Genomic DNA, 24,524 nt, shown 5'->3' with positions numbered 1-24,524 from the left:
CATGGTATCTAGTTACATTGCAACTAGTTTCTTTGTACCTTATGGTGAAGGGGTGACTTTTCGACGCTCAACGCTGGCGCTGGCGATCCTCGGCCTGCTGGAGAACGGGCCGCTGCATCCGTACGGGATCCAGCGGCTGATCAAGCAATGGGGCAAGGACCAGGTGGTCAACGTCGGGCAGCGGACCAGCCTGTACCGGATGATCGTGCGCTTGGAGGAGGCCGGCCTGATCACGGCCGGTGCGACGGAGCAGGACGAGCGGTATCCGGAGCGGACGGTCTACCACCTGACCGACGAGGGGCGGGAGATCTGCCGGGAGTGGTTGGCGGAGATCCTGACGACGCCGCGGAACGAGTTCCCGGAGTTCCCGGCGGGGTTGTCGTTCGTGATGCTGCTGCCGCCGGCGACCGCGGGTGAGTTGCTTGGTCAGCGGCGCGAGCGGTTGACCAAGCGGATCGCGGAGTTGCAGCTGGAGCTTCGGTCGGAGGTGGACGGGCGGCCGGTCCCCCGGTTCGCGCTGCTCGAGACGGAGTACCAGGTCGCGGTCGCCGTGGCCGAGGCGAAGTGGATCGACTCGGTACTCCACGACCTCCGAACAGGCACCCTCACCTGGACCCCGGGCCCGGTGTGAGCACCCCCCGCAGCACAGGGACCGGAGGGCGGGGTGGTGGGGTGGAGGTTGAGGTTTGGTGGGTGGGGGTTGGGGCGGCTCGGGACGAGTTTGTGCGGGATTTGGATGAGGTTGAGCGGGGGCGGTTGGCGGCTTATCTGCGGGACGTGGACAAGGCGCGGTTTCTGCTGGGGGTGACGTTGGTGCGGCGGGTGCTGGCTCAGAGGCTTTCATTGCCTGCAGCAAGGGTTGTCTTGGACAGGACGTGCTCGGAGTGCGGGAAGCCGCATGGGAAGGTGCGGGCTGCGGGGGTTGAGTTGTCGGTGACGCACTCGGGTGATCTGGTCGGGATGGCGGTGGCCGATCGGCCGGTGGGGCTGGATGTGGAGAAGGTCGACCCGGGGGTGGATGTCGATGCGGTGGCTCGGGTTGCGTTGACGGACGCGGAGATGCGCGAGTTGAGCGGGTACGACGGGGTCGCGAAGGCGCGGGCGTTCACGACGTACTGGACGCGGAAAGAGGCGGTCGTGAAGGCAACCGGTGAAGGACTACGCGGGGATCTGCGCGCGGCGGTGCCGGATGGTGTTCAGGTGCAGGATCTCGACGTAGGCGGCGAGCACCGCGCAGCGCTCGCGGTCATCTCGAACGCGGCGCCCGTCGTACAGGTGGACGACGGGACGCGGCTGCTCGGGTGATTAGGTGCGGATCTGGCCTTCGCCGGTGACCACGTACTTGGTCGAGGTCATTTCGGGCAGGCCCATGGGGCCGCGGGCGTGGAGTTTCTGGGTGGAGATGCCGATCTCGGCGCCGAAGCCGAACTCGCCGCCGTCGGTGAAGCGGGTGCTGGCGTTCACCACGACCGCCGCCGAGTCGACCGCGGTCGTGAACCGGCGCGCGGCCGCCTGCGAGCGGGTGATGATGGCGTCGGTGTGACCGGAGCTGTAGCGGCGGATGTGCTGCACCGCGTCCTCGAGCGATTCGACGACGGCCGCCGACAGATCGAGCGAGTTGTACTCCGCCCCGAAGTCCTCGTCGGTCGCCTCCACCACCGAACCCACCGCGGCACCCGCACCCGCACCCTCGACAGCAGCCGCTCCACCTGCGCTGGGTCGGTCGTCGGCCGCGCCCGCGTCCGGCGTCGGTTGGTTGTTGCTGATCGCAACTACCTTGGGATCGCCGTGGACGGTGACGCCGGCTTCGGCGAGCGCAGGCAGCGCACGGGCCAGGAACTCGTCGGCCACCGATGCGTGCACCAGCAGGGACTCGGCGGCGTTGCACACGCTCGGGCGCTGGGTCTTGGAGTTGAGCAGGATCTCCAGGCCGAGGTCGAGATCCGCCTCCGCGTCGATGTACACGTGACAGTTGCCGACCCCGGTCTCGATCACCGGCACCGACGACTCGCTGACGACAGTCTGGATCAGCCCGGCGCCCCCGCGCGGGATCAGTACGTCGACCAGACCGCGCGCCTGCATGAGCTCCTTCACCGCGGCCCGATCCGTCGGCACGCCCTGTACGACGTCTGCCGGTAGCCCGGCCGACTCGGCGGCGTCCCGCAGTACGGCGATGATCGCCTCGTTGGACGCGGCCGCGGACGACGAACCGCGCAACAGGACCGCGTTCCCGGACTTCAGGCAGATGCCCGCTGCGTCGGCCGTCACGTTCGGTCGCGCCTCGTAGATGATCCCGACGACGCCGAACGGCACCCGCACCTGGCGAAGCTCGAGCCCGTTGGGCAGCGTGTACCCGCGAACCACTTCACCGATCGGGTCCGTCAGCCCGGCGAGCTGCTCCAGCCCGGCAGCCATCGAGTCGACCCGCGACGGGTCCAGCGCCAGCCGGTCGACCGTGGATTCCGGCGTACCGGCATCCCGTGCCGCCGCTACGTCCTTCGCGTTCGCCGCGACGATCGCGTCGGTGTTCGCCCGCAGCGCCGCCGCCATCGCGTGCAACGCCGCGTCCTTGGTCGCCCGGGACGCCTCCGCCAACGCGTACGACGCCACGCGCGCCCGCCGCGCCAACTCGATGATCTCGCTCACCCTCTCATCGTATGGCCCCACGCTCACGAAGAAGGACGCCGATCTCACCAGACGGCCCCGAGCCCGGACGCCCGCCACTCACCAAACGCCGGCTCCTCGCCGCGATCACGCGTGGGCGTCCCGACAGGTAGCCCGTCCGGCCGGGTTACTGAGTGGTGGGGATCCGCGGATCGCCAGGCCATCACAATCGCTCGCAGAACGCACCACCGAGCGTGGCGGCGGCCGCCGGACACGCATTGTGATGGGCTTCAGGTCCGGCGCAGGCGGGGAAGGCGGGCGATCGCGTGGGAGAGCGGGACGATCGCGGCCAGGGCGATGGTGAGGCGGCGATCGGTCGGGGCGATCGGGACTCCAGCTGCCTTCAGCCGGTGCCAGGCCCAGAGCGAGAACGGGATGACGACGAGCGGTGTGGTGACCAGGCCCGGGGTGTAGCGGCGCAGTACGACGGACTGGGCCAGGTGGGTGCCGGCGTGGAGGCCGAAGCCCATCAGCGATGCCTGGAAGAACTTGCTTCGTCCGCCCGTGGCCGCACCCGCGGCGGAGGCGGCCGCGATCGCGACGCCGGTCAGCCCGATGGCCGTGGCCGCCTCGCTGCGCGACATCGGCAGCACCTTCGTGAGCGGTGCCGGCAGATCAGGCTGCTGCGAGAAGGACGGCATCGTCGCCAGTTCCTCGAGATCGTGCGCGATCCATGCGGCGAGCAGACCCCAGGCGAGTTTCACTCGGTCATCGTAGGTTCTTCCGGCGGAGGCTGCTGGCGGCGGTCGCGGATCATCTTGAACAGGGTGCGAAGGGTCAGCAGCGCGACGATTCCGACCAGTTGGCCACCCAGAATGACCTTGGTGACGTCGACCGCGGGCGACCAGGTGACCGTGTCGTCGCCGATCACGTAGACGCCGACCGGCCGTGCGGACAGCCCGAGGCCTCCGCCGGACCCGTCGGCCGCGCGGCCGTTGCTGTTGTCACCACGGCCACCACCTCCACCACCCCTGATCCGTGCGACCGGAAGCACGGTGATTCCTTTGTGCCTCACCGGAGCACCGAAGACCGTCCCGGCCTTGACACCGTCCACCACTCCCCGCAGCACCTCGAGAACGTCCGTCTGCGTTCCGTCCGGCTTTCCCATGTCATCTGCCTCCTGCATCTCGGCCGCTCACTTCGCAGCGGGTGTGCCGGCGCGCAGCCGCGCCGCGATGGTGTGCACCCAGTCGGCGATCCGTTCCTGGTTACGGAAGTCGCCGCCCTTGCCGTTGCGGACGATGCTCTTGGCGATGAATCCGCCGGCGTCCTCGGTGAGGCGGCCGCCGAAGGTCACGTGTTCGACGGCGCCGAGGCGCTCGAGCACCTTGGCGACCTGCGCCACGGGTGGGATCTCGCCGATATCAGCAGAATCGTCCAGCGGGCCGCTGCTGAACAGCCAGACCGGCCGGCCCAGAAGCGCCTTGATGTGTCGACGCGCGAATACTCGCGCATCACGATGCCACCGACCCGCGTAGAGCGCCCCGCCCAGCACGACAACGTCGTACTCGTCCACCGACCTCACATCGGCAGCCGGACGAGCCTGCGCCACCAGCCCTTCGGCCTGCAATGCGGCGACGATCATGTCGGCGATCCCCGCCGTCGACCCGTTCTTACTCCCGTACGCAACCAAGACGTTCATGTCGACTCCTCACACCTCCGTCCCAGACTCACCGAAACGACGGCCAAGCGTCAGGGCCCACGGACCCCCGCAGAACAGGACCTTTGGGGCAGGACAGCCGCAGTCGTTCCGGCGAAGCTCGTAGTGAGGAGGGATCATGCTGAAACGAACCGAACGCCGCCCCTCACGGGCCAGCAGGCGGACGGGCTACGTGTTCGCCACCGTGTTCAACGCTGCAGCGCTCTACGCCATCCATTTCTGGCCGGGCTGGCAGCAGTTGTCGTTCCTCACGTCCGAAACCCAGCAGATCCTCGGCTGGGTCACCGCGTCACTGATCGCGGGACTCGGCGCGAACGTCGTTTATCTGCTCGTGGATCCGCCGCAGCTGAAGGCGCTGGGTGACCTGGTCATCACCGGCGTCGGCCTGGTGGCGATCATCCGCGTCTGGCAGGTCTTCCCGTTCGACTTCGGCGACGCCTCGTTCGACTGGGCGTTGATGCTGCGGATCATGCTGGGTATCGGGTTCTTCGGATCGATCCTGGCCATGATCGTCCAGTTCGTCGTACTGGTGGCGCACGGAAGCCGCGCGCGGCGTTAGAGCAGCACCAGGTCGTCGCGGTGGACTACCTCGCGTTCGTACGCCGCTCCGAGTTCGCGGGCGAGGTCGCGGGTCGAGCGGCCTAGCAAATCGGGGAGTTCGGATGCGTCGTAGTTCACCAGTCCGCGGGCGATGACGACACCTGTCGGCGACACGAGGTCGACCGGGTCGCCGGCCGAGAAAGTGCCTTCTACCGCGGTGATTCCGGCCGGCAGGAGCGATGCGCGGCGCTGCGTGACCGCACGGACTGCTCCTTCGTCCAGCCGCAGGATGCCCTGACCCGACGTAGCGTGCGCCAGCCACAGCAGGCGCGTCTTGCGCCGCCGGCCGGTCGGGTGGAACAGCGTGCCGACGGGCTCCCCGCGAAGCGCCTCGCCGACCCGCCCGGCGGACGTCAGGATCACCGGGATCCCTGCCTCCGTGGCGATTGCGGCCGCCTCGACCTTCGTCTGCATGCCACCCGTGCCGACGTTCGACGAGCCGGTCTTCCCGATCGCGAGCGGCTCCAGGTCGGCGGCGCCACGGATCTCGGTGACCATCGACGTACCGGGTTTGCGCGGATCCCCGTCGTACAGGCCGTCGACGTCGGAGAGCAGGAGCAGCAGGTCGGCGTGCACGAGATGACTGGTCAGCGCCGCGAGCCGGTCGTTGTCGCCGAAGCGGATCTCGGTGGTCGCGACCGTGTCGTTCTCGTTCACGATCGGTACGACGCCCAGCTCGAGCAACCGCGCGAACGTCCGGTAGGCATTGCGGTAGTGCGATCGGCGCGTCACGTCGTCGACCGTCAGCAGCACCTGCCCGACCCGCAAACCGTGCGCCGCGAAGGCATCGCTGTAGCGCGCCATCAACAGTCCCTGACCGACCGAAGCGGCAGCCTGCTGCGTCGCCAGGTCACGCGGCCGGGTCCGCAATCCCATCGGAGCCAACCCGGCAGCGATCGCCCCGGACGAGACGAGCACGACCTCGGCGCCCTCCACCCGGCGCGCCGCGATGGCGTCGACGAGCAGCCGGAGCCGTTCGAGGTCGATCTTGCCGCGCTGGGTCAGCGACGACGAGCCGACCTTCACGACAATTCGCGTGGCGTTCAACGCCTCCGCGCGTTGTTTCATGGATCAACCGTTCTGGTCGAGTTGCTCCTGCGTCGCCAGCTCGCGCGCCTCTTTGCGCGCCAGCTTCGCCGCAGCGTCTGCTGCTCGTTTCGCCTCGGCCGGGGACAGGTCGACCTCGTCGGCGTCCCAGTTCTGGCCGTACTCCGACCAGTCCTCGGTCCGCTCGCCCTCCCGGAAGGCGTGGTACTCGCTGTCCTTCGCCCGCCGCCGCTGCGCCGCGGGACGATCCTCCTCGAGCCGGTGGTCCTCACCGCGCCGGGCGAGGATCTCCGCGCCGGCCTGGACGTCGGGCGCGAAGTCGAACACGATCGCGTTCGGTCCGTCCCCGATCACGACCGCGTCGCCCGGGTTCGCACCGAGCTTCAGCAGCTCCTCCTCGACCCCGAGCCGGTTGAGCCGGTCGGCGAGGTACCCGGTCGCCTCCGCGTTCGCGAAGTCGGTCTGCTTGACCCAGCGCTCGGGCTTCTGGCCCTGCACCAGCCAACCGCCGTCGTCCGGCAGCTTCTTCACCTTGAACTCGGGTCCGCCCTGCACCTGCGGCCGGATCACGATCCGCATGGTGTCGGGTTTCGCCTGCTCCGCACGCCGCCGTACGACGATCTCGGCCATCGCGAACTTCAAGGCCTCCAGGCCTTCGTGCGAAGCGGTCGAGATCGGGAACACCCGGTACCCGCGCTCCGCCAGCTCGGCCTGCACCATCTCGGCGATCTCGCGGGCGTCCGGTACGTCGATCTTGTTCAGGGCAACGAGTCGCGGCCGGTCCTCGAGCCCGCCGTGCGCCGCGAGCTCCCCCTCGATCGTGTCGAGGTCGCTCAAGGGGTCACGGCCCGGCTCGTACGTCGCGCAGTCGATCACATGCACCAGCGCCGCACACCGCTCCACGTGCCGCAGGAAGTCGTGCCCGAGCCCGCGCCCCTCGCTCGCACCCTCGATCAGACCGGGTACGTCGGCGACGGTGAACGTGGTGTCACCGGCAACGACCACGCCGAGGTTCGGGATCAGGGTGGTGAACGGGTAGTCGGCGATTTTCGGCCGGGCGCGGCTGATCGCGGCGACCAGCGACGACTTGCCGGCACTCGGGAACCCGACCAGGCCGACGTCGGCGACGACCTTCAGCTCCAGGACGAGCGTGCGCTCCTCGCCCTCCTCACCGAGTAGCGCGAACCCGGGTGCCTTCCGCGAACTGCTCGCCAGCGCCGCGTTGCCCAGACCGCCCTTACCGCCCTGCGCCGCGACGAACTCTGCGCCCGGGCCGACCAGATCCGCAAGGACCTCGCCGCTCGCCGTGCTGATGAGGGTGCCGTCCGGGACGCCGAGGACCACGTCGCCGCCGTTGGCGCCGGCCTGGTGGTCGCCCTTGCCCTGGGCACCGTTCGTGGCGGTGCGGTGGCTGGAGCGGTGGTAGTCGACGAGCGTCGTGACGTCGGGGTCGACGCGCAGGATCACGCTGCCGCCGTCACCGCCGTTCCCGCCGTCGGGGCCGCCGAGCGGCTTGAACTTCTCCCGGTGCACCGAGGCGCAGCCGTTTCCGCCGCGGCCCGCGGTGACATGCACCGTGACGCGGTCGACGAAGCTGGGGATGGCCATCGGTGGTTCTCTACTTCCTGTTGGGTGTTACTGACACAGCAAAAGGGCGGGTCCGCGGTATTCCGCGACCCGCCCCTTGCAGAGCTGCTGATACGTCCGGGTGGCGGTGTTACTCCGCCGGGGCCGGGACGATGTTGACGACGCGGCGACCGCGCCGGGTGCCGAACTCCACCTTGCCCTCGGCCAGCGCGAACAGCGTGTCGTCGCCGCCACGGCCGACCAGGTTGCCCGGGTGGAAGTGGGTGCCGCGCTGACGGACGATGATCTCGCCGGCGTTGACCAGCTGACCGCCGTACCGCTTCACGCCGAGGCGCTGGGCGTTGGAGTCGCGACCGTTACGGGTCGACGCTGCTCCCTTTTTGTGTGCCATGTCTTGATCAGCTCACTTCTTCTTCGCGTCGATCGCGGTGACCTTGACCTGGGTGTAGTGCTGACGGTGCCCCTGGCGCTTACGGTAACCGGTCTTGTTCTTGTACTTGAGGATGTGGATCTTCGGGCCCTTGGTGCGGCCCAGGACCTCGGCCGACACGGCCACGTTGGCGAGCGCCGCAGCGTCGGCCGTCACGGTGTCGCCATCCACGACGAGCACCGCCGGCAGCGACACAGTGTCGCCGACCTGGTCGGTCAGGCTGTCGATCTCGATGACATCGCCGACGGCGACCTTCTGCTGGGTGCCGCCACTGCGCACGATCGCGTACACCGTGGATCTCACTCTCTGCTGGATCGGAAAACTTACGGGGGCCTGCACAGACCTGGCGGCCCACACAAACATGGCACGCGGGGAACGCGCGCCGACGCTCAAGTTTACGGGTCCCCTCACAAGCGGGTCAAACTGGCTGCCCCGGCCCGTGAGGGACCCACATCACATCGCGTCAGCTACCGGTGGTGACGAGCTCCGAGGGTTCGGTCGTTTCACTGTCGGTAGCGGTCTTGCTCCGGCTGCGGCTGCTGCGCCGCCTCCGGGTGCTCTTCGGGGCGCCGTTCGGCGCGGCGTCCGTTGCCTCAACGGTATCCGAGGCGGCCGACGCGGTTTCCGGGGCCGGGAAGCCGGTGGCCTCGGGGCTCACGTGCTCGTCGGCGCCAGCGGACACCGGGTAGCCGGTGGGTTCCGGCGTACCGCCCGACTGCTCGCCTTGCTCGCCCTCGTGCTCGTCCGCCTTCGCGGAGGCGGCGGCGATCTGGGCCAGCTTCTGGGCGGCGTCGTGGTTGTGCTGCGGCGCCTCGGGCTCGGTGGCCTGCTCGTCGTCGCCCCGGCCCTTGCCACGACGGCGGCGCGAACTCTTCCGGCCGCCTTCCTCCGCCTGCGCGGGCTTCTGCTCCTGATGACCGTTGCCGTTGTGCTGGCCGTTGTTCTGGCCGTTGCGGCCGTCGCGGCGACGGGACTCCTTGGGCTCGTCGTGCAGGATCAGCCCGCGGCCACCGCAGTGGTCGCAGTTCTCGCTGAACGCCTCGAGCAGGCCGGTGCCGATCCGCTTCCGGGTCATCTGGACCAGGCCGAGCGAGGTGACCTCGGCGACCTGGTGCTTGGTCCGGTCACGGCCCAGGCACTCGACCAGACGGCGCAGCACCAGGTCCCGGTTCGACTCGAGCACCATATCGATGAAGTCGATGACGATGATGCCGCCGATGTCGCGGAGCCGGAGCTGCCGGACGATCTCCTCGGCCGCCTCCAGGTTGTTCTTGGTGACGGTCTCCTCGAGGTTGCCGCCGGACCCGGTGAACTTGCCGGTGTTCACGTCGACGACCGTCATCGCCTCGGTGCGGTCGATGACCAGCGAGCCGCCGGACGGCAGCCAGACCTTGCGGTCCAGCGCCTTCTTGATCTGCTCGTCGATCCGGTAGTCCGAGAAGACGTCACTGTGGGCCTTCTCGACCCGTTCGACCAGGTGCGGCGCGACGCCCTCGACGTACTCCCGGACCTGGTCGTACGCACGGTCGCCGGAGACGACCAGCTTGGCGAAGTCCTCGGTGAACAGATCCCGTACGACGCGGATCAGCAGGTCGGGCTCGCCGTACAGCAACTGCGGGGCCTGACCGTTCTTGGACAGCTTGTCGATCTCTTCCCAGGCCGTCTGCAGGCGGCTGACGTCGGAGGTCAGCTCCTCCTCCGAGGCGCCCTCGGCGGCGGTCCGGACGATGACGCCGGCCTCGTCGGGGACGATGTCCTTGAGGATCGTCTTCAGCCGGTTCCGCTCGGTGTCGGGCAGCTTGCGGCTGATGCCGCCGTTGCCGCCGCGCGGGACGTACACGACGTACCGGCCGGGCAGGCTGATCTGGTTGGTGAGGCGGGCGCCCTTGTGGCCGATCGGGTCCTTGGTCACCTGGACCAGGACCGACTGACCGGACTTCAGCACCTGCTCGATCTTGCGCGGGCCGTTGGCGCCACCAAGGGTTGCCCAGTCGACCTCACCGGCGTACAGCACCGCGTTGCGGCCCTTGCCGATGTCGATGAACGCGGCCTCCATGCTGGGCAGCACGTTCTGCACGCGGCCGAGGTACACGTTGCCGATCAGCGAGGTCTGCTCCGCGGTCGTCACGTAGTGCTCGACCAGGACGTTGTCCTCGGTCACCGCGATCTGGGTCACGTCCTCGCGGGACCGGATCACCATCGTCCGCTCGACCGACTCACGCCGGGCCAGGAACTCGGCCTCGGTGACGATCGGCGCCCGGCGACGGCCGGCGGCGCGGCCCTCGCGGCGACGCTGCTTCTTCGCCTCGAGACGGGTCGAGCCCTCGATCGCGGTGACCTCGTTCGCGCTGTTCTTGCTGCGCGGCTCACGGACCCGTACGACGGTCTCGTCCGGGTCGTCGGGGGACGCGGCGCTGTCCTCGCCCTTGCGGCGGCGACGGCGACGGCGACGGCGGGTGGAGCTGCCGCCCGCTTCGCCGTCCTCGTCCGTGTCGGCCTCGGCGTCGGCGTCTGAGTCAGCTGCCTGGGCGTCGGTGTCCTGCTCGGACTCGTCGTCCTGGTCGTCGTCGGACTGCTCGTCGGCGCTGTCGTCCGCGCCGTCCGCGTCGCCGGACTTGCGGCGACGGCGACCGCCACGGCGGCGGCGACGACGGCGGGTGCCTTCCTCGCCGTCCTCGCCCTGCCCGTCGGAGCTGTCAGCAGCCTCCGCGTCGGCGTCGGTGGTCTCGTCGGTGTCGTCGCTGTTGGCGGCGGTCTCGACGTGGGTCCTGGTGCGGGTCCTGCGGCTGGAGCGGCCCTCAGGCTTCGCGTCGGCTTCGCCGTCGGCCTGGTCGGCGCTCACGGTCTGCGGGGCGTCGTCGGTGGTCGCCTCGGCCGCGGTGTCGCGGGCCTCGGCGTCGCGGCCGCGACGGCTCCGGCGGCGGCGCGTGCCGGTCGGCTGCTCGTCGGCACCCGGCTCCGCGGCCGCGGCGTCCACTGCGGCAGTCTCCGCCTGGGCAGGCTGGGCCGTCTTGGACTGGCCGGACCTGGCCTGGGACGCCTTGGGCTGGGTGGTCTTGGCGGTCGCGGGCTCGTCGGGCTGCGGTACGTCGGTCGGCGCCTGGAACAGCACCGGCGCAGCAGCCGGCCGGCGGCGGGTACGCCGTGCGCTCGGCTCCTCGGCCTGGGTCTCGACGTTCGCAGCAGCCGCGGCGTCGGGAGCCGTCTGAGCCACGGGAGCCGCCGTTTGAGCGTCGGGAGCCGTGGTCGGGGCGTCGGACGCCGCGGAGTCGGCCGCTGCCGCGGCGGACTTCGTCGTACGGCGCCGAGAGCTGCGCTTCGTGGCCGGCGCCTCAGCAGCCCCGGCACCGGAAGTGCCGGCGTGATCGCCGGCCCCGGGGTTCGCGGAGGAACCGGTGGTCGCGGTGGCGTCGGCGGGCGCGGAGGCCGTAGACGCGGAGTCGGCGGCCGAGGCGTCGGTCGTCGGGGTGGCCGCGGTCTTCTTGGTGGTGCGTTTGCGGGTGGTCTTCTTGGCCGGAGCGGTCGGCTCGGCCTCGGCGGCGGTCTCCGCAGGGGTCTCCGCGGGCGGCGCGAACAGCTCCGGGAAGGTGTCCTGGGACGCGGCCTTCTTGGTGGTCCGCTTGGCGGTCTTCTTGGCCGCCGCGGCCTTCTTCGCGGGGGCCGCCGCAGCCTTCTTGGCCGGCGCCTTCTTGGCGGTCGCCTTGGCAGCCGTCTTCTTGGCCGGCTCAGCAGCCTCAGCGGCCGGCTCAGCGGTCTTCTTCGCGGCGCGCTTACGCGTCGTGGTCGTCTTCTTCGCAGCGGCCGTCTTCGCGGTCTTGCGGGTGGCGGCGGACTGGGCGGGGGCAGCCGTGCCGGCTGCTTCGGTGGTCGGCTCGTTGTCGAGCATGTAGTGCGGGTCTCCTCAAGCCCTAAGGCGCATCCGGCGACCCCTGTCACGGGTCCGGCGCGGCCGCAAGGCGGTCACGGTTCGCCTCACCGGGCCCTCGGATGGTGCACGGGCCGCGGTACGGCGGAAGCCTGCTGGATCCGCTCCGCCCGCGCTCAGGGCACAGAGGGAGCGGCGGCGTCGCCCTCCGCTGTGTGCGTCTGGCGGGGATCTGCCTGGCCGGTCGCGGTCGCCTGGTTGGCGTCGCGGTCACGAGCGAGCGGATCTTCCACCGTGCCGGTGTCCGTGGTGAGCGGGCCCTGGGCGAGCCTGGTCAAAAGAGCCGGGCCCGTCACCGGGAGCGTCGCTACCTCGAGCACGCCGGCGAGAACGTCGTCGGGTCTCACGGCCGGGGTTCCGTGCCGTAACACCACTTGCAGTATCGCACACGCCGCAACCGGCCCCGGTTCACTCGCGACGGTGAGTCGGAGAACAGCAGCCCGACAGTCGAACGAGCGAAGTCCCCGTTTGGTCATGCGCTCGACCAGAATTTCGTCCTGTTCGAGGAACGTCCGCACCGCCGCGGCGGCCGCCTCCGGATCCGCTCCGGGCAGCCCGATCTGCCACTCACTGGCCTCCAGCCGCTCGGCCAGCGCACCCGGCCCGGCGACAACCACCTCGAGGACGTCCAGCCCGGGCGGCAGCGCCTCGTCCAGGGCGGCCCGGACCTGGTCGGCGTCCCGCTCGTGTGTGAGCGATATCTCCAGATACTCCGCCTCGGAGGCGGCCCCGGTCGGCGCGGCACCGGCGTACGAGATCTTCGGGTGCGGGCTGAAACCGTGCGAGAACGCCACCGGGAGCTCGGCGCGCCGTACGGCGCGCTCGAACGCCCGCTGGAAGTCGCGGTGTGAGGTGAATCGCAGCCGTCCGCGCTTGGCGAACCTCACCCGCAGCTTCTGGACCGCGGGGAGCTGCTGCGACGGCGGCGCTTGAACTGGTGGCACGCGCACAGTCTCTCAGAACCAGCTCACTCCGACGGGGTGTACCGCGCCTCCGGCTCGAAGGCCGGCTCGGCGGCGGTATCGAGCTCGACGTGCACGACGCCGCGGAGATCGTCGAAGACGACGACCTGACTGCCGTCCGCGGGTACCCGGTCGGGCGAGGTCCGCATCCGCGCCTGAATCTCGTGCCGCCCGGCGGGCGAGTCGTACGCGATCGTGACCTGCAGTTCGGGGTCGTTCCCGAGCCAGATCACGACGCGCCCGAGCTTCACCTGTCCGGCGTACCGGCGCCCGTCCCGCCGCAGTCGTTCGATGGTCAGCTGACGCTGCCGCGCGTGCAGCAAGGCCGACGGCAGCCGAACCGCCACGGTGACGGCCCAGAGACCCGTCGCGACCGCCACGACGGCCGAGATGGCGATGGATTCGGTGCCGATTTCGCCGTGGACGGTACGCCGGAGTACGTCGGACGGATCGGGCGCGACCGCGGTGGCGGCCGAGACGAAGGCCCCGACTGACATCCCGGCCAGGAGCGGGGCGGAGCGGAGCAGACCTGCCGCACGCCGCTGCCCGAGCCGTTGGCGTGCGTTCTCGGTCAGGTCGGTCGTGACGGCGAGGACCAGGTAGCCCACGACGACAGCTGCCGCGATGAACCAGCCGGCCGACATGTGGCTGGGGATGTCGACGGCACAGGTGCTGGCCGGCGCTTCAGTCGTCGCGCACAACGCCGACGTACCCAGCAGGCTCACGGCGCCCCACCCCAGGAAGCACAGCAGAACCGAGACCAGCAAGCGGGTCGTCACGTGTCCAGGTCGCGCGCCAGGGGCGAGTCCGGTGATGCGGGACAGCTTGTCGGTTGTCGAGAAGACCGGCCGATGGTCCCACCAGTCCGTCGAGTCCTCCACCTCTGCCTCCCCAGGTCGCGATTCGCGACGAACCGTACCTGGAAATACTGCGAATAATCTCAGGGCTGGGCGGCCGACTTTCCGGTCAGGTAGAGGGCCCAGCCGAGGAGGCCGAACGAGACCAGGGCGAGCAGGGTCCGGGCCAGGTTGAAGGCCACCCATTTCGACTCGTCGAACGCCGCGCGGGCCGCCGCGACGTCGATCGTGGCCGGATCGCCCGCCGCTTTCAGCGCGTCGTTCAGCGGTACGTTCACCGCCACCGTCAGGATCATCGAGACCAGGTACAGCACGAACGCGACCGCGATCCACGGCAGCGCCTTCTCCTTGAGGCTGAGCAGGCCCGCGAGCAGCGTGAAGAGCAGTGCGCCGACGAATCCGAGGCCGAGGAACAGCGGATTCACGATCGCCCGGTCGACGGCCGTGAACGCCGCGACGAAGGTCCTGTCGTCGGTCTTGGCGAGGCCGGGCATGAACGCGTTCGCGTAGATCCCGTACACGCCGGCCACCAGGCCCGTCGTCATCGTGGCCGCCATCAACGAGGCCACCCGCAGTCCGTTCATCTCACTCCCTCGGTACGGCGGGAACTCCCCGCACCGAGAAAGTTAGAAGGTCCCGATTGCCGGGAACATGTCGGCGAAACTCACTTACATGTCCGTCCGGCTCAGAGCTTCGCGCACTGCCCGGAGCGTGGCCCGGAGACGTGGTTCGGCGCCTGCAGGTCGGTCGGCGCCGGGGTGTTGGCCGAGCAGCTGAGCGGACCGTTGACGGTGTTCCCGGCGAGCGTCACCGGGTCGGCCGTGCGACTGTTCGTGACGGATAGCGGTCCCTGGACGGTGCTGCCGACCGCGACCAGGCTGCGGGTGACGCCGCTCGCGCTCACCGGTCCGCCGATCGTGGAGCGCAGCAGGTGCAGGTCTGCCACCTGATCGGCACGGACAGGGCCGTTGACGCGCGAGTCGGTGACGACAAGGGATGCGCCGGCGGCGACCATGACGGCGGCGTTGACGGTCGCGTTGGTCAAGCACGTGACGCCTTTGCTGAGGTATAGCGGGCGGTCGTACGTCCCGGTGAGTGTCGTCGTACAGGCCGGGGGCGGGCGCAGGAGTGTGACGGCGAACCGGCGCGGGTCACCGATGTTGCCGGGGGCATCGATGGCGCGGTACTCGACCTGATGACGCCCGTACCCGGGCGGTACGTCGTCCCACGGAACGATCCGCGGTACGCCGAGCTTTCCGTACACGAGCTGGTCGATCGCGGTCCCCTCGGCGGTGAACCGGAACGGCGCGGACGCATCGGTCGGCCAGCCGTAGTAGTTGTACCAACCGTCCCCGTCGACGCGGAACTCCGGTACGACGTACCCCACGCTGTCGTCCGCCGCGGCCAGGCCCATCGTGAACGCGTCGTTGTAGATGTACTCCGGCCCGCTCGGTTTCTGCACTGTGAGCAGCGGTTTCGACATCGTCGGCGTCACGACGGGCGGTACGCCGTCGACATCCCAGCTGAGTGTTTCCGAGCCGGTCTGCGCGGTCAGGGTGTGGCGCCCGGTCAGCTTCAGCGGGGCGAGATCGAAGTCACGGTCGTTGCCGGGGTTGTCGACAATCCGACCGTCGACTTTCCACACAATCGCGCCGATGGACTGCGCGGTCTCGGCGTACACGACCTCGTCGGCGCCGACCGGATGCTCGGTCGACGTGGACCCGATGAACGTCGGCTCAAACGTTTGTGCAGCCGCTGGAAGGGACGGGTCGACGGTCCACGAACGAGTGGCCGTCGGCCGTACGGCGGGATCGCGGATGAAGTCGGTCGGGTCGACGATCGTCGCGGAAAGCGTGTGCGGCCCGGGCACGAGATCGAGAGTGGACAGGTCGACGGAACGGGCGTTCGCGGTCGGCAGCGCCGTACCGTCGAGGGACCAGTTGACGTCGAGCTCGTGGTCGACCGGGTGCAGGGTCTGCAGCCACACGACCTGGTCAGGGGCGACCGGTCCGGCCGAGGTGCTGTCCTGGAACAGGTTCGCCTTGGCGGAGAGGCGTTGGGTCATCCGCTCCCGCGACGGCTGGTCGAAGTAGTAGCCGAGGGCCTTCATCATCGAGTGCGCACTGGGCCGCCAGACGCCCGAACCGGCGTACATGCCGCCCTCGTACCGGCGGATCGTCCCGCCGGACTCGGACTTCTCCCCCAGCCAGCGCCACCACTTCTTGTGCTGCTCCAGCATTTGCTGCTCGGTGAGCAACGTGTGGTGGATCGAGGACGGCTCAGGACCGACGTACGGCGCACCGCGCTCGCCGCGGGCGTAGTAGTCGTACTCGTCCTGCAGCCCGCCGAGCGAGTGCCCGAGTTCGTGCGGCGTGATCAGGGCGGACAGCGCGTTGCCGCCGGACGCGGTGGCGTATGTCCCGCCCGCACCGCCGTACGTGTCGCTGTTGCCGATAGCAAGGATCTGCCGGTTGGCGCTCCTCGTTCCCGGGACGAGGTCGGCGTACTGCGTCGCGGCGGCCTGGCTGACCGTCAGCAGGCGCTGGACGCTGCCAGGGTTGCAGCCTCCCCAGAAGCCCATCTGCAGCGGGGTGTCGCGCTTCGGGTCGGTCAGACCGGGATCGCAGTCGACGCCGGACTCCGGGGACGCGATCTCGACGGCGTACACGTTGACGTAGTTCCGGTACGACTTGAACGGCTCGATGCTCCAGAGGATGTTCAGGTGCTTGTCGAGCTGCTCGCGGAACTTCGGCAGCTCGGCCGTCGTGTAGCCGTCGCCCATCACCACCAGGTTGAACCGCGACGCCGCCGGACCGGTTACCTGGATCGGTACGACGGTCGCGTCCGGGGCGGCTGCTCTCGCGGGCAGAGTTACCAGAACGCCGGCTAGCAGTGCTAGGACTGCGGTGACGAGCTTCGTGCGCATGGTTCTCTCCCCCACCTGGGCGACGGTGCCGTCAGCAGCTTACGAAGGCCTGCCGCCGAGTGTGAGGAGTTCCCGCGTGGCGACGTACGAGCCAAGCGGGCGATCGTGCGGCATCATGTGGGTTCCGGGAACGTGAGGCTGCGTGACTTTGAGGAAGGACGACCCGATGACGGAACCGGCACAGTCGCCGCGGCGGGAGCCGGACCCTGCGGTCGTGGATGCCGGCGACGGCGACGGCAAGGGCATCTACTGGGTGCTGAAGAACGTGCTCGTCGGACCGCCGGTGAAGCGGATCTTCCGGCCGAACGTGGTCGGCGCCGAGAACATCCCGGAGACCGGGCCTGCGATCATCGCCAGCAACCACCTCTCGTACTCCGACTGGATCTTCATGCCGCTGGTGCTGCGCCGGCGCGTCACGTTCGTGGCGAAGTCCGACTACTTCACCGGGGCCGGGATCAAGGGCCGGTTCCAGCGCGGGTTCTTCAAAGGCACCGGCCAGGTGCCGATCGACCGGTCCGGCGGATCGGCGTCCGAGGGCGCGATGCGGGCCGGGATGAAGGTGCTCGAGCGCGGCGAGCTGTTCGGGATCTACCCGGAAGGCACCCGCTCGCACGACGGGCGGCTGTACAAGGGCCGGACCGGCGTCGCGCGGCTGGCGCTCGAGGCCAAGGTGCCGGTGATCCCGTGCGGCGTGATCGGGACCGACGTGGTCGCCCCGCCCGGGAAGATCGTCGCGTCGTTCGCGTCGCCGACGGTGAAGTTCGGTGAACCGCTGGACTTCTCCCGGTACGAGGGGATGGAGAGCGACCGGCTGATCCTGCGGGCGGTCACCGACGAGATCATGTACAAGATCATGGAGCTGTCCGGGCAGGAGTACATCGACATGTACGCCACCAAGGCCAAGGCCCTCGAAGGGCGCGCGGTCACCGGGGCGCCGGAGAAGGTCCGCAAGGGGACGTCTGTGGACCCTGCGCCGTAGCGAGCAGGTGCTCGGCGGAGTGCCTCGGTGTGCTGGAGGGAAGGGGTCGATGCGGAGCATCGTTCCCTTCCCTCCAGTGCAGCGAGGTGCCCGCCGAGTGCCGCGCAGTAGGCGCAGGGTCCACAGACGTCTCCTAGGACGGACACCTGATCCGGGTGGTGAGATCGGGTGGGTCTACTCTGGGAGATCGTGGACGGACCGATCGCTTATCAGGGTGAGCCAGGCGCCAACTCGGCGATGGCGTGCACCGACATGTTCCCGGACCGCGAGCAGTTGCCCTGCACGACGTTCGAGGACGCGCTCGAGGCGGTCAGCAGCGGACGTGCCGGACTCGCGATGATCCCGGTGGACAACTCGATCGCCGGCCGGGTCGCGGACATCCACCACCTGCTGCCGGAGTCCGGGCTGCACATCGTCGGCGAGTACTTCCTGCCGATCCACTTCCAGCTGCTGGGTGTTCCCGGTACGTCGCTGGACCAGATCCGCACGGTCCGCAGCCATGTGCACGCGCTCGGGCAGTGCCGGAAGATCATCCGTGAGCACGGGTGGTCGACGGTCGTCGCCGACGACACCGCAGGTGCTGCGCGCGAGGTGTCGGAGCTGGGTGATCCGACCGTCGCGTCGCTGTCCCCGCGGGCCGCGGCCGGGCTGTACGGGCTCGAGACGCTGGCGTCCGACGTCGAGGACGAGCACCACAACACGACCCGCTTCCTGGTCCTGTCCCGCGAGCCGGAGGTTCCGCCGGTCGGGTCCGGTCCGACCATCACGTCGTTCGTGTACCGCGTGCGGAACGTCTCCGCCGCGCTGTACAAGGCCCTCGGCGGGTTCGCGACGAACGGCGTCAACATGACCAAGCTGGAGTCGTACCAGCTGGGCGGCATGTTCTTCGCCACCCAGTTCTACGCCGACATCGAAGGCCACCCCGAGGACCCGAACGTAGCGCTGGCGCTCGAGGAACTCGCCTTCTTCTCGGTAGAGGTCCGCATCCTCGGCGTCTACCCCGCCAACGAGTTCCGCACCCAAATAGCCGAACCCGCCGCCAACCGAGCCCTCCGCCCGCACCACTAACCCAGCACCCCCGCCCGCCCCCACGCCGCCCCTCCCACCACATCACGGGGCGTCGCACAGGTTCTCGGGGCGTTGCACCTGTTATTGCCTGTTCACCACCCCCACCACCCCGGCCCACCCCCACAACCGGCTGCGCTCACGCCCCACAGACACCCCCCCGGTCTGTGGGAACAGGCAATTGCCTGTCCCCACTCCCCACCGTCTGTTCCCAGTTGGATCAGAGGGCCAGGACGGCGTGTACGGCGGGGCTCAGGTGGGTCTTGTCGTCGGTGCGGAGGTCGAACCACCGCCACCCGGCCGTGTCCGGGGAGGCGAGCGTGGGCGGTGCGGTCGGTGGGCGAGGTAGGTCGAGGAAGACGCCGCGGTGGTGGAAGTTGATGGCCGCGCCGGTGGAGGTCGTCCGCACGTGAAGGGCGAAGGGCTTGAAGTGGCCGGCCGTCGCCAGGTGAAGGCCGAGCTCTTCGTGGAGTTCGCGTTCGAGGGTTTCCGGCCAGGACTCGCCCGGTTCGGGACTGCCTCCAGGCAGGTCTAGGAGGCCGGTGTAGGGGCCGCGGGTTTTGTGGATCAGGAGGATGCGGTTCGCGTCTCGGGATTCGGGCGTAGACGCCGAAGTGGTGCTGCGGTGCCGGGCCCATCGGAGGATGGTAATTCGCGGGCAGCGGCGGATGGGGCGGCATAGGGTCGCGGGATGGAGATCGTGCGGGTGGACGGGCGGGATGCGGACGCGTTTCGGCGGTTCTATGAGGTGAAGTTCGACGTACGGCGGGAAGAGCTGGAGTTTCCGGCGGGCATGGGGCTCGAAGAGGCTCGGGTGTTCATGGCGCGCGAGCATGCGGAGGTGCGGGCGGACGGGCTCGGGCTGGTGGACGGGGACACGTGGCTCGGGGTCGCGTGGCTCGACTGGTGGTTGGTCGGGAACACCGACACCGTGGACGTGGAGCTCGCGGTTGCTCCGGCGTACCGGCGGCGCGGGGTTGCGACGAAGCTGCTCGACGCGGCGATCGAACGGGCCCGGGCCGACGGCCGGCGGATCGTGTCGGGGACGAACGTCGCCGGTGATCCGGTGACCGGAGAAAGCCCGGGTACGGCGTTCGCGGCGGCGCGGGGGTTCGTGAAGAAGCATGCCGAGCTGCATCAGGTCGCCGAGCTGCCGATGACCGACGTGGTGGAACAGCCGGTCGACGGGTACGAGATCGTCCAGTGGCGGGAGCACGTGCCGGACGAGTGGCTCGAGCAGTTCGTGGAGTTGCTGAGTGGGATGAGCGAGGACGTACCGACCGGCGATCGCACCTCCGAGGCGGTTCACTGGACGCCCGCGCTCGTCCGTGACGCCGAGGACCGCCGCGTCGCCCAGGGCCGGTTCACCTACACCACAGCCGCCGTACACCCCGCGTCCGGCGAGCTGGCGGCGTACACGCAGATGGGCGGTACGCCGGAAACCCCGGACCGACTCAACCAGTACGACACCTACGTACGTCGTGCGCACCGCGGCAACCGTCTCGGTATCGCGGTGAAAGGCCCCAACCTCCGCGCCCTCCAGGCCGACGTCCCGCTGCCCGCCGTACTCCACACCTGGAACGCCCCCGAGAACGCGCCCATGATCGCCGTCAACACCAAGCTCGGCTTCCGCCCGGTCGCCCAACGCACGATGTGGGAGCGGATGCTCTAACTTGCGCGTCTACGGGTGCGGATCCGCCACAGGACGATCGCGATCACGACGACACCGGCCACGACCAACGCGGCGAGCCGGCCGAACGTCTTCTCCACGCGTGCGTACGAGTTGCCGGCGAGGTAACCGATCAGCACCGCGGCAGTCCCCCACCCGATCCCGCCGGCCGCGTTGAACGCCAGGAACTTCAGGTAGCGCATCCCCGACATCCCAGCCAGCGCAGGCATGGTGGCGCGCAGGAACGCCACGAACCGCCCCAGGAACACGGCCGTACCGCCTCGCTCGGCCAGCTGCCGACGGGCTGACTCGAGCCGACCTGCCCGCCGCTTCAGCACCCGGGTAGCCAGCAAGCGTGGCCCGAAGTACCGCCCGACCTCGTAACCGACACTGTCCCCGAGGACCGCTGCACCGATTACCACCGCCAGGACCACTGGGAGCGACGTATGGCCGAGGGCCGCCGTGACTCCACCGAGGACCGCAGCCGTCTCTCCCGGCAGCACGAACCCGACGAACAACGCGTCCTCGGCGAACACCAGCAACCCGACTATGCCGTACACGGCGATCCCGTGCAGCCCCAGCAGCCAGTCGGTCAGTCCCTTCATGGCACCTGCCGGACGAGGACCGCTCGCAATCTCGTCCCGGCGACCGCACCCACGGCCCAGGTCAGCGGCCGCCGCACGAGCAACCAGGCGCCGACGGCTACAACTGCGCCGAGCAACAGTCCTGCCGCGACATCGGCCGGGTAGTGGGCAGCGATGTAGACCCTGGTGACCGCCATCAGCACCGCGGCGACCGACGCGACGATCCCGAGCCGCCGGTTCACGATCCACAGCCCGGCCGCGACCGCACCTGCCATCGTCGCGTGGTCGGACGGGAAGGACGGGTCGGTACTGCGGTTCGCGAGCACCAAGATGCCCGGCAGCGACGCGTACGGGCGGGCCTCGTGCACCGCATGCACGATCGGTTGGTTGACCGCCACGGCCAACAGCGTCGTACCCCCGGCACTGATCGCTGCGGCCACCGTCGTCAGCCGGCCCGAGCGCCACGCGACCCACCACCCGGCGACGAGCAGTACGGCGAACAGCACCACGCCGTACGCCGCGAACGCCCGCGCCGGCGCGTGCAGCCACGGCGTGGCCCGCGCGAAGGCGTTGACCTGCTCGAACAACCACCGATTCATCGCGGGTCCTTCTTCTGAAGTTCAGTCGATTGATGCTACTCACCTCCGCTGAGCCCAGCCTGAGTACGAGCGCCGCGGTCGCCCCGACGAACGCTTGAAATTCGTCAACCGTCACAGCGGATCGGGAGAATTTGACTGCCGGTGCGCGAGGGGTTGTGCACGGGCGGTGATGAGCGGATCGTGAAACCAGAGCAGCGACTTGGGGGCCGACTGTTCGGTGGGGGAAGACGGCAGGACCGTCTTCGGTCGAGGGGTGCGCGCTGGGGGTGGTCTCTCTTCGGTTCGGCGTGCGCCGGCCTGCTCGTGCGCCCCCGCAGAAGGGGGAGAGATGCCGAGGAAGGCCAACGGGCGGGCGGACAAGCACGGAGATGACCGGATGCCGGGCGAGGTCCCGGCGAGCGAGTCGAACGGGCATGCCACGAACGAACAGCCCGCGGTGAACGGGATGCCGGCTTCCAGCAGTACGACGAACATGAGCGGCGGCGGATCGCCGGTCGCGGACATGGGCGGTGGCGGATCGCCGGGCGGCGCCGGAATGAGCGGGGGCGGAACGCCTGGCGGGGCAGGCATGACAGGTGGCGGATCGCCTGGCGGTGCCGGGATGTCGGGCGGCGGCCAGGCCGGTGGTGCCGGTATGAGCGGCGTGACCGACGGCGGACGCACGGACTTCCCGACCCGTCGCCAGTGCGGCGTGATGGACGTGCACCGGCGACTGCTGTCGACCTCACCGGCGTACGCCGCAGCGCGGTCGGCGCTCGAGACCGCGACGATGAGCTACGTCGCGGCGCAGCAGCGGTTCACCGGGATCGCCCGCATCCCCTGCGTCGTCCATGTCGTCTGGAACACCAACGCGCAGAACATCTCGCAGGCCCAGATCGACAGCCAGATCGACGTACTGAACCGCGACTACCGCGCCACCAACCCGGACACCAGCATCGTTCCGGGCGTGTTCAGCGGCCTGATCGCGGACACCCGGGTCGAGTTCTACCTGGCCACCGAGGACCCGAACGGAAACCCGACGACCGGCGTCACCCGGACCCAGACGAGTACGGCGAGCTTCGGCACCGACGACAAGGTGAAGTCGTCCGCGACCGGCGGCATCGACCCGTGGGACACCGCCCACTACCTGAACATCTGGGTGTGCCAGCTCGGCGGCGGCCTGCTCGGGTACGCGCAGTTCCCGGGCGGCCCGGCGAACACCGACGGCGTGGTCATCCTGCACAGCGGCTTCGGCACGAACGGTACGGCGACGGCGCCGTTCGACCTCGGCCGGACCACGACCCACGAGGTCGGCCACTACCTGAACCTGCTCCACATCTGGGGCGACGACGGCAGCGGCTGCAGCGGCAGCGACGAGTGCGCCGACACCCCGAACGCAGCCGGCCCGAACTTCGGCGTACCGACGTTCCCGCACGTGACCTGCAGCAACGGGCCGAACGGCGACCTGTTCTACGACTACATGGACTACACCGACGACCGCGGCATGGTCATGTTCACCACCGACCAGGTGACGCGGATGCAGGCGTGTCTGGACACGGCGCGCAAGGACCTGCCGGACTTCGGCGGCGCCGGTACGCCGGAACCCGCCGGATCGGTCGTGGCGTGGGGCGCGAACCGGCTCGACGCGTTCGTGCTCGGCACCGACCTGGCGATGTATCACAAGTGGTGGGACGGATCGGCCTGGGGACCGTCCGTCGCAGGTTACGAGTACCAGGGTGGTATCTGTATGAGCGCTCCTGAAGTCGCGTCCTGGGCGCCGAACCGGCTGGACGCGTTCGTCCTCGGCACCGATCACGCGCTGTACCACAAGTGGTGGGACGGCACGGCCTGGAACGGCTACGAGAACCTCGGCGGCGTCTGTATGAGCCCGCCGCGGCTGGCGACCTGGGGACCGGACCGGCTCGACGCGTTCGTCCTCGGCACCGACCGGGCGCTGTACCACAAATGGTGGGACGGCACGGCCTGGAACGGGTACGAGTACCTCGGCGGGATCTGCATGAGCCCACCGGAAGTCGTTGCCTGGGGCCCCGATCGGCTGGACGCGTTCGTGCTCGGCACGGACAACGCGGTCTACCACAAATGGTGGGACGGCTCAGCCTGGAACGGGTACGAGTACCTAGGTGGCGTCTGTGCCTCGCCGCCGCGGGTCGTCGCCTGGGGCTCCGACCGGCTGGACATGTTCGTCATCGGCACCGATTCGGCGTTGTACCACAAGTGGTACGACGGCTCGGCGTGGTCGGACTGGGAGTACATGGGCGGTGTGTGTACGACGGCGCCGACCGTCGTCTCGTGGGGTCCGGACCGGCTCGACGTGTTCGTGCTCGGAACGGACTCGGCGCTCTACCACAAGTGGTGGGACGGGTCCGCGTGGGGACCGTCGCTCACCGGGTACGAGTACCTGGGCGGGATCTGCACCGACGAGCCGCGCGTGGTCTCGTGGGACACGAACCGGCTGGACGTGTTCGTCACCGGCACCGACAAGCAGCTCTACCACAAGTGGTGGGACGGCTCGGCCTGGAACGGCTACGAGCCGCTCGGCGGCGTCATCAGTGACTTCAAGGTGACGGTGCCCGACTCGCCCGCCACGATCCACCAGGGGGTGGGGCTCTGACCACCTCACCGATCGGGCACTGGACGCATTCCGTCGAGGAGGACCACGACGGGATCAGCGTCTACCGCCGCGACGACTACGCCTTCCCGCCGGCCCGCGGCCGGCGGGGGGTGGAGTTCCGCGCGGACGGCACGCTGGTGGAGTACGCGATCGGTCGCGGCGACGCGCCGGAGGCCCGGCCGGCAGGCCGCTGGGACACCACCGGCGAACTGCTCCGCGGCTCCTCCGCCGGCAGCGGCCGGATCGTCGCAGCCACGCCCGACCGCCTCGAGATCGCCTGGCAGGGCTGACACCACCCGGGGTTGCCCTACTTTGAGAAGCCACCAGCCAGTTCCGCAGCTCGAAAATGGTCGGTGGGT

General features: G+C 69.5%; 24 protein-coding genes. 8 read left to right on the top strand and 16 right to left on the bottom strand.

The genetic code is table 11. The features are described from left to right. The first annotated feature begins 52 nt into the window (after positions 1–52). Together EV651_RS01085 and EV651_RS01080 are read left to right on the top strand one after the other, a co-directional pair. Positions 53–631, top strand: coding sequence for a PadR family transcriptional regulator (locus tag EV651_RS01085; RefSeq protein ID WP_202870109.1), 579 nt, complete (start codon positions 53–55; stop codon positions 629–631). A gap of 302 nt (positions 632–933) precedes the next feature. Beyond that, positions 934–1,305 (top strand): 4'-phosphopantetheinyl transferase superfamily protein, encoded by a 372-nt coding sequence (locus tag EV651_RS01080; protein WP_133780986.1) that lies wholly within the window; start codon positions 934–936, stop codon positions 1,303–1,305. On the opposite strand, the gene EV651_RS01075 is transcribed toward EV651_RS01080, so the two are convergent. The 4 genes from EV651_RS01075 to EV651_RS01060 all read right to left on the bottom strand — a co-directional run bounded on the left by EV651_RS01075 (position 1,306) and on the right by EV651_RS01060 (position 4,306). After that, positions 1,306–2,646 carry a glutamate-5-semialdehyde dehydrogenase gene (locus EV651_RS01075; protein WP_133780984.1) on the bottom strand — a complete coding sequence of 447 codons (1,341 nt, stop codon included), beginning with the start codon at positions 2,644–2,646 and terminating at the stop codon, positions 1,306–1,308. 248 nt (positions 2,647–2,894) lie between these two features. Then, the gene (locus EV651_RS01070) at positions 2,895–3,368 is read right to left on the bottom strand and encodes an HXXEE domain-containing protein (RefSeq protein WP_133780982.1); all 474 of its coding nucleotides are present in this window, start codon (positions 3,366–3,368) and stop codon (positions 2,895–2,897) included. Then, on the bottom strand, positions 3,365–3,790 hold the full coding sequence (locus EV651_RS01065; RefSeq protein ID WP_202870108.1) for a spore germination protein GerW family protein: 426 nt from the start codon (positions 3,788–3,790) through the stop codon (positions 3,365–3,367). The genes EV651_RS01070 and EV651_RS01065 overlap by 4 nt, the downstream gene beginning before the upstream one ends. Before the next feature lie 9 nt (positions 3,791–3,799). Then, positions 3,800–4,306 carry a flavodoxin domain-containing protein gene (locus tag EV651_RS01060; RefSeq protein ID WP_133780980.1) on the bottom strand — a complete coding sequence of 169 codons (507 nt, stop codon included), beginning with the start codon at positions 4,304–4,306 and terminating at the stop codon, positions 3,800–3,802. A gap of 136 nt (positions 4,307–4,442) precedes the next feature. Between EV651_RS01060 and EV651_RS01055 the strand changes: the two genes are divergently transcribed. Then, on the top strand, positions 4,443–4,883 hold the full coding sequence (locus EV651_RS01055; RefSeq protein ID WP_133780978.1) for a hypothetical protein: 441 nt from the start codon (positions 4,443–4,445) through the stop codon (positions 4,881–4,883). On the opposite strand, the gene proB is transcribed toward EV651_RS01055, so the two are convergent. From proB to EV651_RS01010, 9 genes are all read right to left on the bottom strand, one after another. Then, positions 4,880–5,992 (bottom strand): glutamate 5-kinase, encoded by a 1,113-nt coding sequence (proB, locus tag EV651_RS01050; protein ID WP_133780976.1) that lies wholly within the window; start codon positions 5,990–5,992, stop codon positions 4,880–4,882. The two genes, EV651_RS01055 and proB, sit on opposite strands and share 4 nt — an antisense overlap. Positions 5,993–5,995: 3 nt before the next feature. Then, positions 5,996–7,579 (bottom strand): GTPase ObgE, encoded by a 1,584-nt coding sequence (gene obgE, locus EV651_RS01045; protein WP_133780974.1) that lies wholly within the window; start codon positions 7,577–7,579, stop codon positions 5,996–5,998. A 109-nt stretch (positions 7,580–7,688) separates the two neighbouring features. Continuing rightward, positions 7,689–7,949, bottom strand: a complete 261-nt coding sequence (gene rpmA / locus EV651_RS01040; protein ID WP_132405181.1) for a 50S ribosomal protein L27 — start codon at positions 7,947–7,949, stop codon at positions 7,689–7,691. A gap of 12 nt (positions 7,950–7,961) precedes the next feature. After that, positions 7,962–8,279, bottom strand: a complete 318-nt coding sequence (rplU, locus tag EV651_RS01035) for a 50S ribosomal protein L21 (protein ID WP_133780972.1) — start codon at positions 8,277–8,279, stop codon at positions 7,962–7,964. Positions 8,280–8,451: 172 nt separating this feature from the next. Continuing rightward, positions 8,452–11,874: an Rne/Rng family ribonuclease gene (locus EV651_RS01030; protein ID WP_133780970.1), complete on the bottom strand. Its 3,423-nt coding sequence runs from the start codon at positions 11,872–11,874 to the stop codon at positions 8,452–8,454. 155 nt (positions 11,875–12,029) lie between these two features. Next, positions 12,030–12,857: a TIGR03936 family radical SAM-associated protein gene (locus tag EV651_RS01025; RefSeq protein WP_133780968.1), complete on the bottom strand. Its 828-nt coding sequence runs from the start codon at positions 12,855–12,857 to the stop codon at positions 12,030–12,032. Between the two features lie 23 nt (positions 12,858–12,880). Next, positions 12,881–13,756, bottom strand: a complete 876-nt coding sequence (locus tag EV651_RS01020) for a hypothetical protein (protein WP_133780966.1) — start codon at positions 13,754–13,756, stop codon at positions 12,881–12,883. 59 nt (positions 13,757–13,815) lie between these two features. Next, positions 13,816–14,316, bottom strand: a complete 501-nt coding sequence (locus tag EV651_RS01015; protein WP_133780964.1) for a DUF1772 domain-containing protein — start codon at positions 14,314–14,316, stop codon at positions 13,816–13,818. A 101-nt stretch (positions 14,317–14,417) separates the two neighbouring features. Beyond that, positions 14,418–16,658, bottom strand: coding sequence for a M64 family metallopeptidase (locus tag EV651_RS01010; RefSeq protein ID WP_133780962.1), 2,241 nt, complete (start codon positions 16,656–16,658; stop codon positions 14,418–14,420). Between the two features lie 166 nt (positions 16,659–16,824). Between EV651_RS01010 and EV651_RS01005 the strand changes: the two genes are divergently transcribed. Beyond that, the gene (locus EV651_RS01005; protein ID WP_133780960.1) at positions 16,825–17,637 is read left to right on the top strand and encodes a 1-acyl-sn-glycerol-3-phosphate acyltransferase; all 813 of its coding nucleotides are present in this window, start codon (positions 16,825–16,827) and stop codon (positions 17,635–17,637) included. 189 nt (positions 17,638–17,826) lie between these two features. Then, on the top strand, positions 17,827–18,705 hold the full coding sequence (locus EV651_RS01000; protein WP_133782039.1) for a prephenate dehydratase: 879 nt from the start codon (positions 17,827–17,829) through the stop codon (positions 18,703–18,705). A 217-nt stretch (positions 18,706–18,922) separates the two neighbouring features. Here EV651_RS01000 and EV651_RS42140 read toward each other — a convergent pair whose 3' ends face one another. Beyond that, positions 18,923–19,231: an NUDIX domain-containing protein gene (locus EV651_RS42140; protein ID WP_238156640.1), complete on the bottom strand. Its 309-nt coding sequence runs from the start codon at positions 19,229–19,231 to the stop codon at positions 18,923–18,925. 162 nt (positions 19,232–19,393) lie between these two features. On the opposite strand from EV651_RS42140, the gene EV651_RS00990 reads away from it, so the two are divergent. Next, on the top strand, positions 19,394–20,374 hold the full coding sequence (locus tag EV651_RS00990) for a GNAT family N-acetyltransferase (RefSeq protein ID WP_133780955.1): 981 nt from the start codon (positions 19,394–19,396) through the stop codon (positions 20,372–20,374). Here the strand turns inward: EV651_RS00990 and EV651_RS00985 are convergent. Further along, positions 20,371–20,976 (bottom strand): DedA family protein, encoded by a 606-nt coding sequence (locus EV651_RS00985; RefSeq protein WP_133780953.1) that lies wholly within the window; start codon positions 20,974–20,976, stop codon positions 20,371–20,373. The genes EV651_RS00990 and EV651_RS00985 overlap by 4 nt on opposite strands. Continuing rightward, complete coding sequence (locus tag EV651_RS00980) at positions 20,973–21,554, bottom strand: phosphatase PAP2 family protein (RefSeq protein ID WP_133780951.1); 582 nt, start codon at positions 21,552–21,554, stop codon at positions 20,973–20,975. The genes EV651_RS00985 and EV651_RS00980 overlap by 4 nt, the downstream gene beginning before the upstream one ends. Before the next feature lie 328 nt (positions 21,555–21,882). Between EV651_RS00980 and EV651_RS00975 the strand changes: the two genes are divergently transcribed. Together EV651_RS00975 and EV651_RS00970 are read left to right on the top strand one after the other, a co-directional pair. Next, the gene (locus tag EV651_RS00975; RefSeq protein WP_238156572.1) at positions 21,883–24,165 is read left to right on the top strand and encodes a M43 family zinc metalloprotease; all 2,283 of its coding nucleotides are present in this window, start codon (positions 21,883–21,885) and stop codon (positions 24,163–24,165) included. A gap of 110 nt (positions 24,166–24,275) precedes the next feature. Beyond that, complete coding sequence (locus EV651_RS00970) at positions 24,276–24,455, top strand: hypothetical protein (RefSeq protein ID WP_133780949.1); 180 nt, start codon at positions 24,276–24,278, stop codon at positions 24,453–24,455. The last annotated feature ends 69 nt before the right edge of the window (positions 24,456–24,524 follow it).

Source organism: Kribbella sp. VKM Ac-2571 (assembly GCF_004362255.1).
Taxonomy (GTDB): Bacteria; Actinomycetota; Actinomycetes; order Propionibacteriales; family Kribbellaceae; genus Kribbella; species Kribbella pratensis.
Note: the sequence above shows the minus strand (reverse complement) of the source record. Positions and strands in the feature narration are given on the sequence as shown.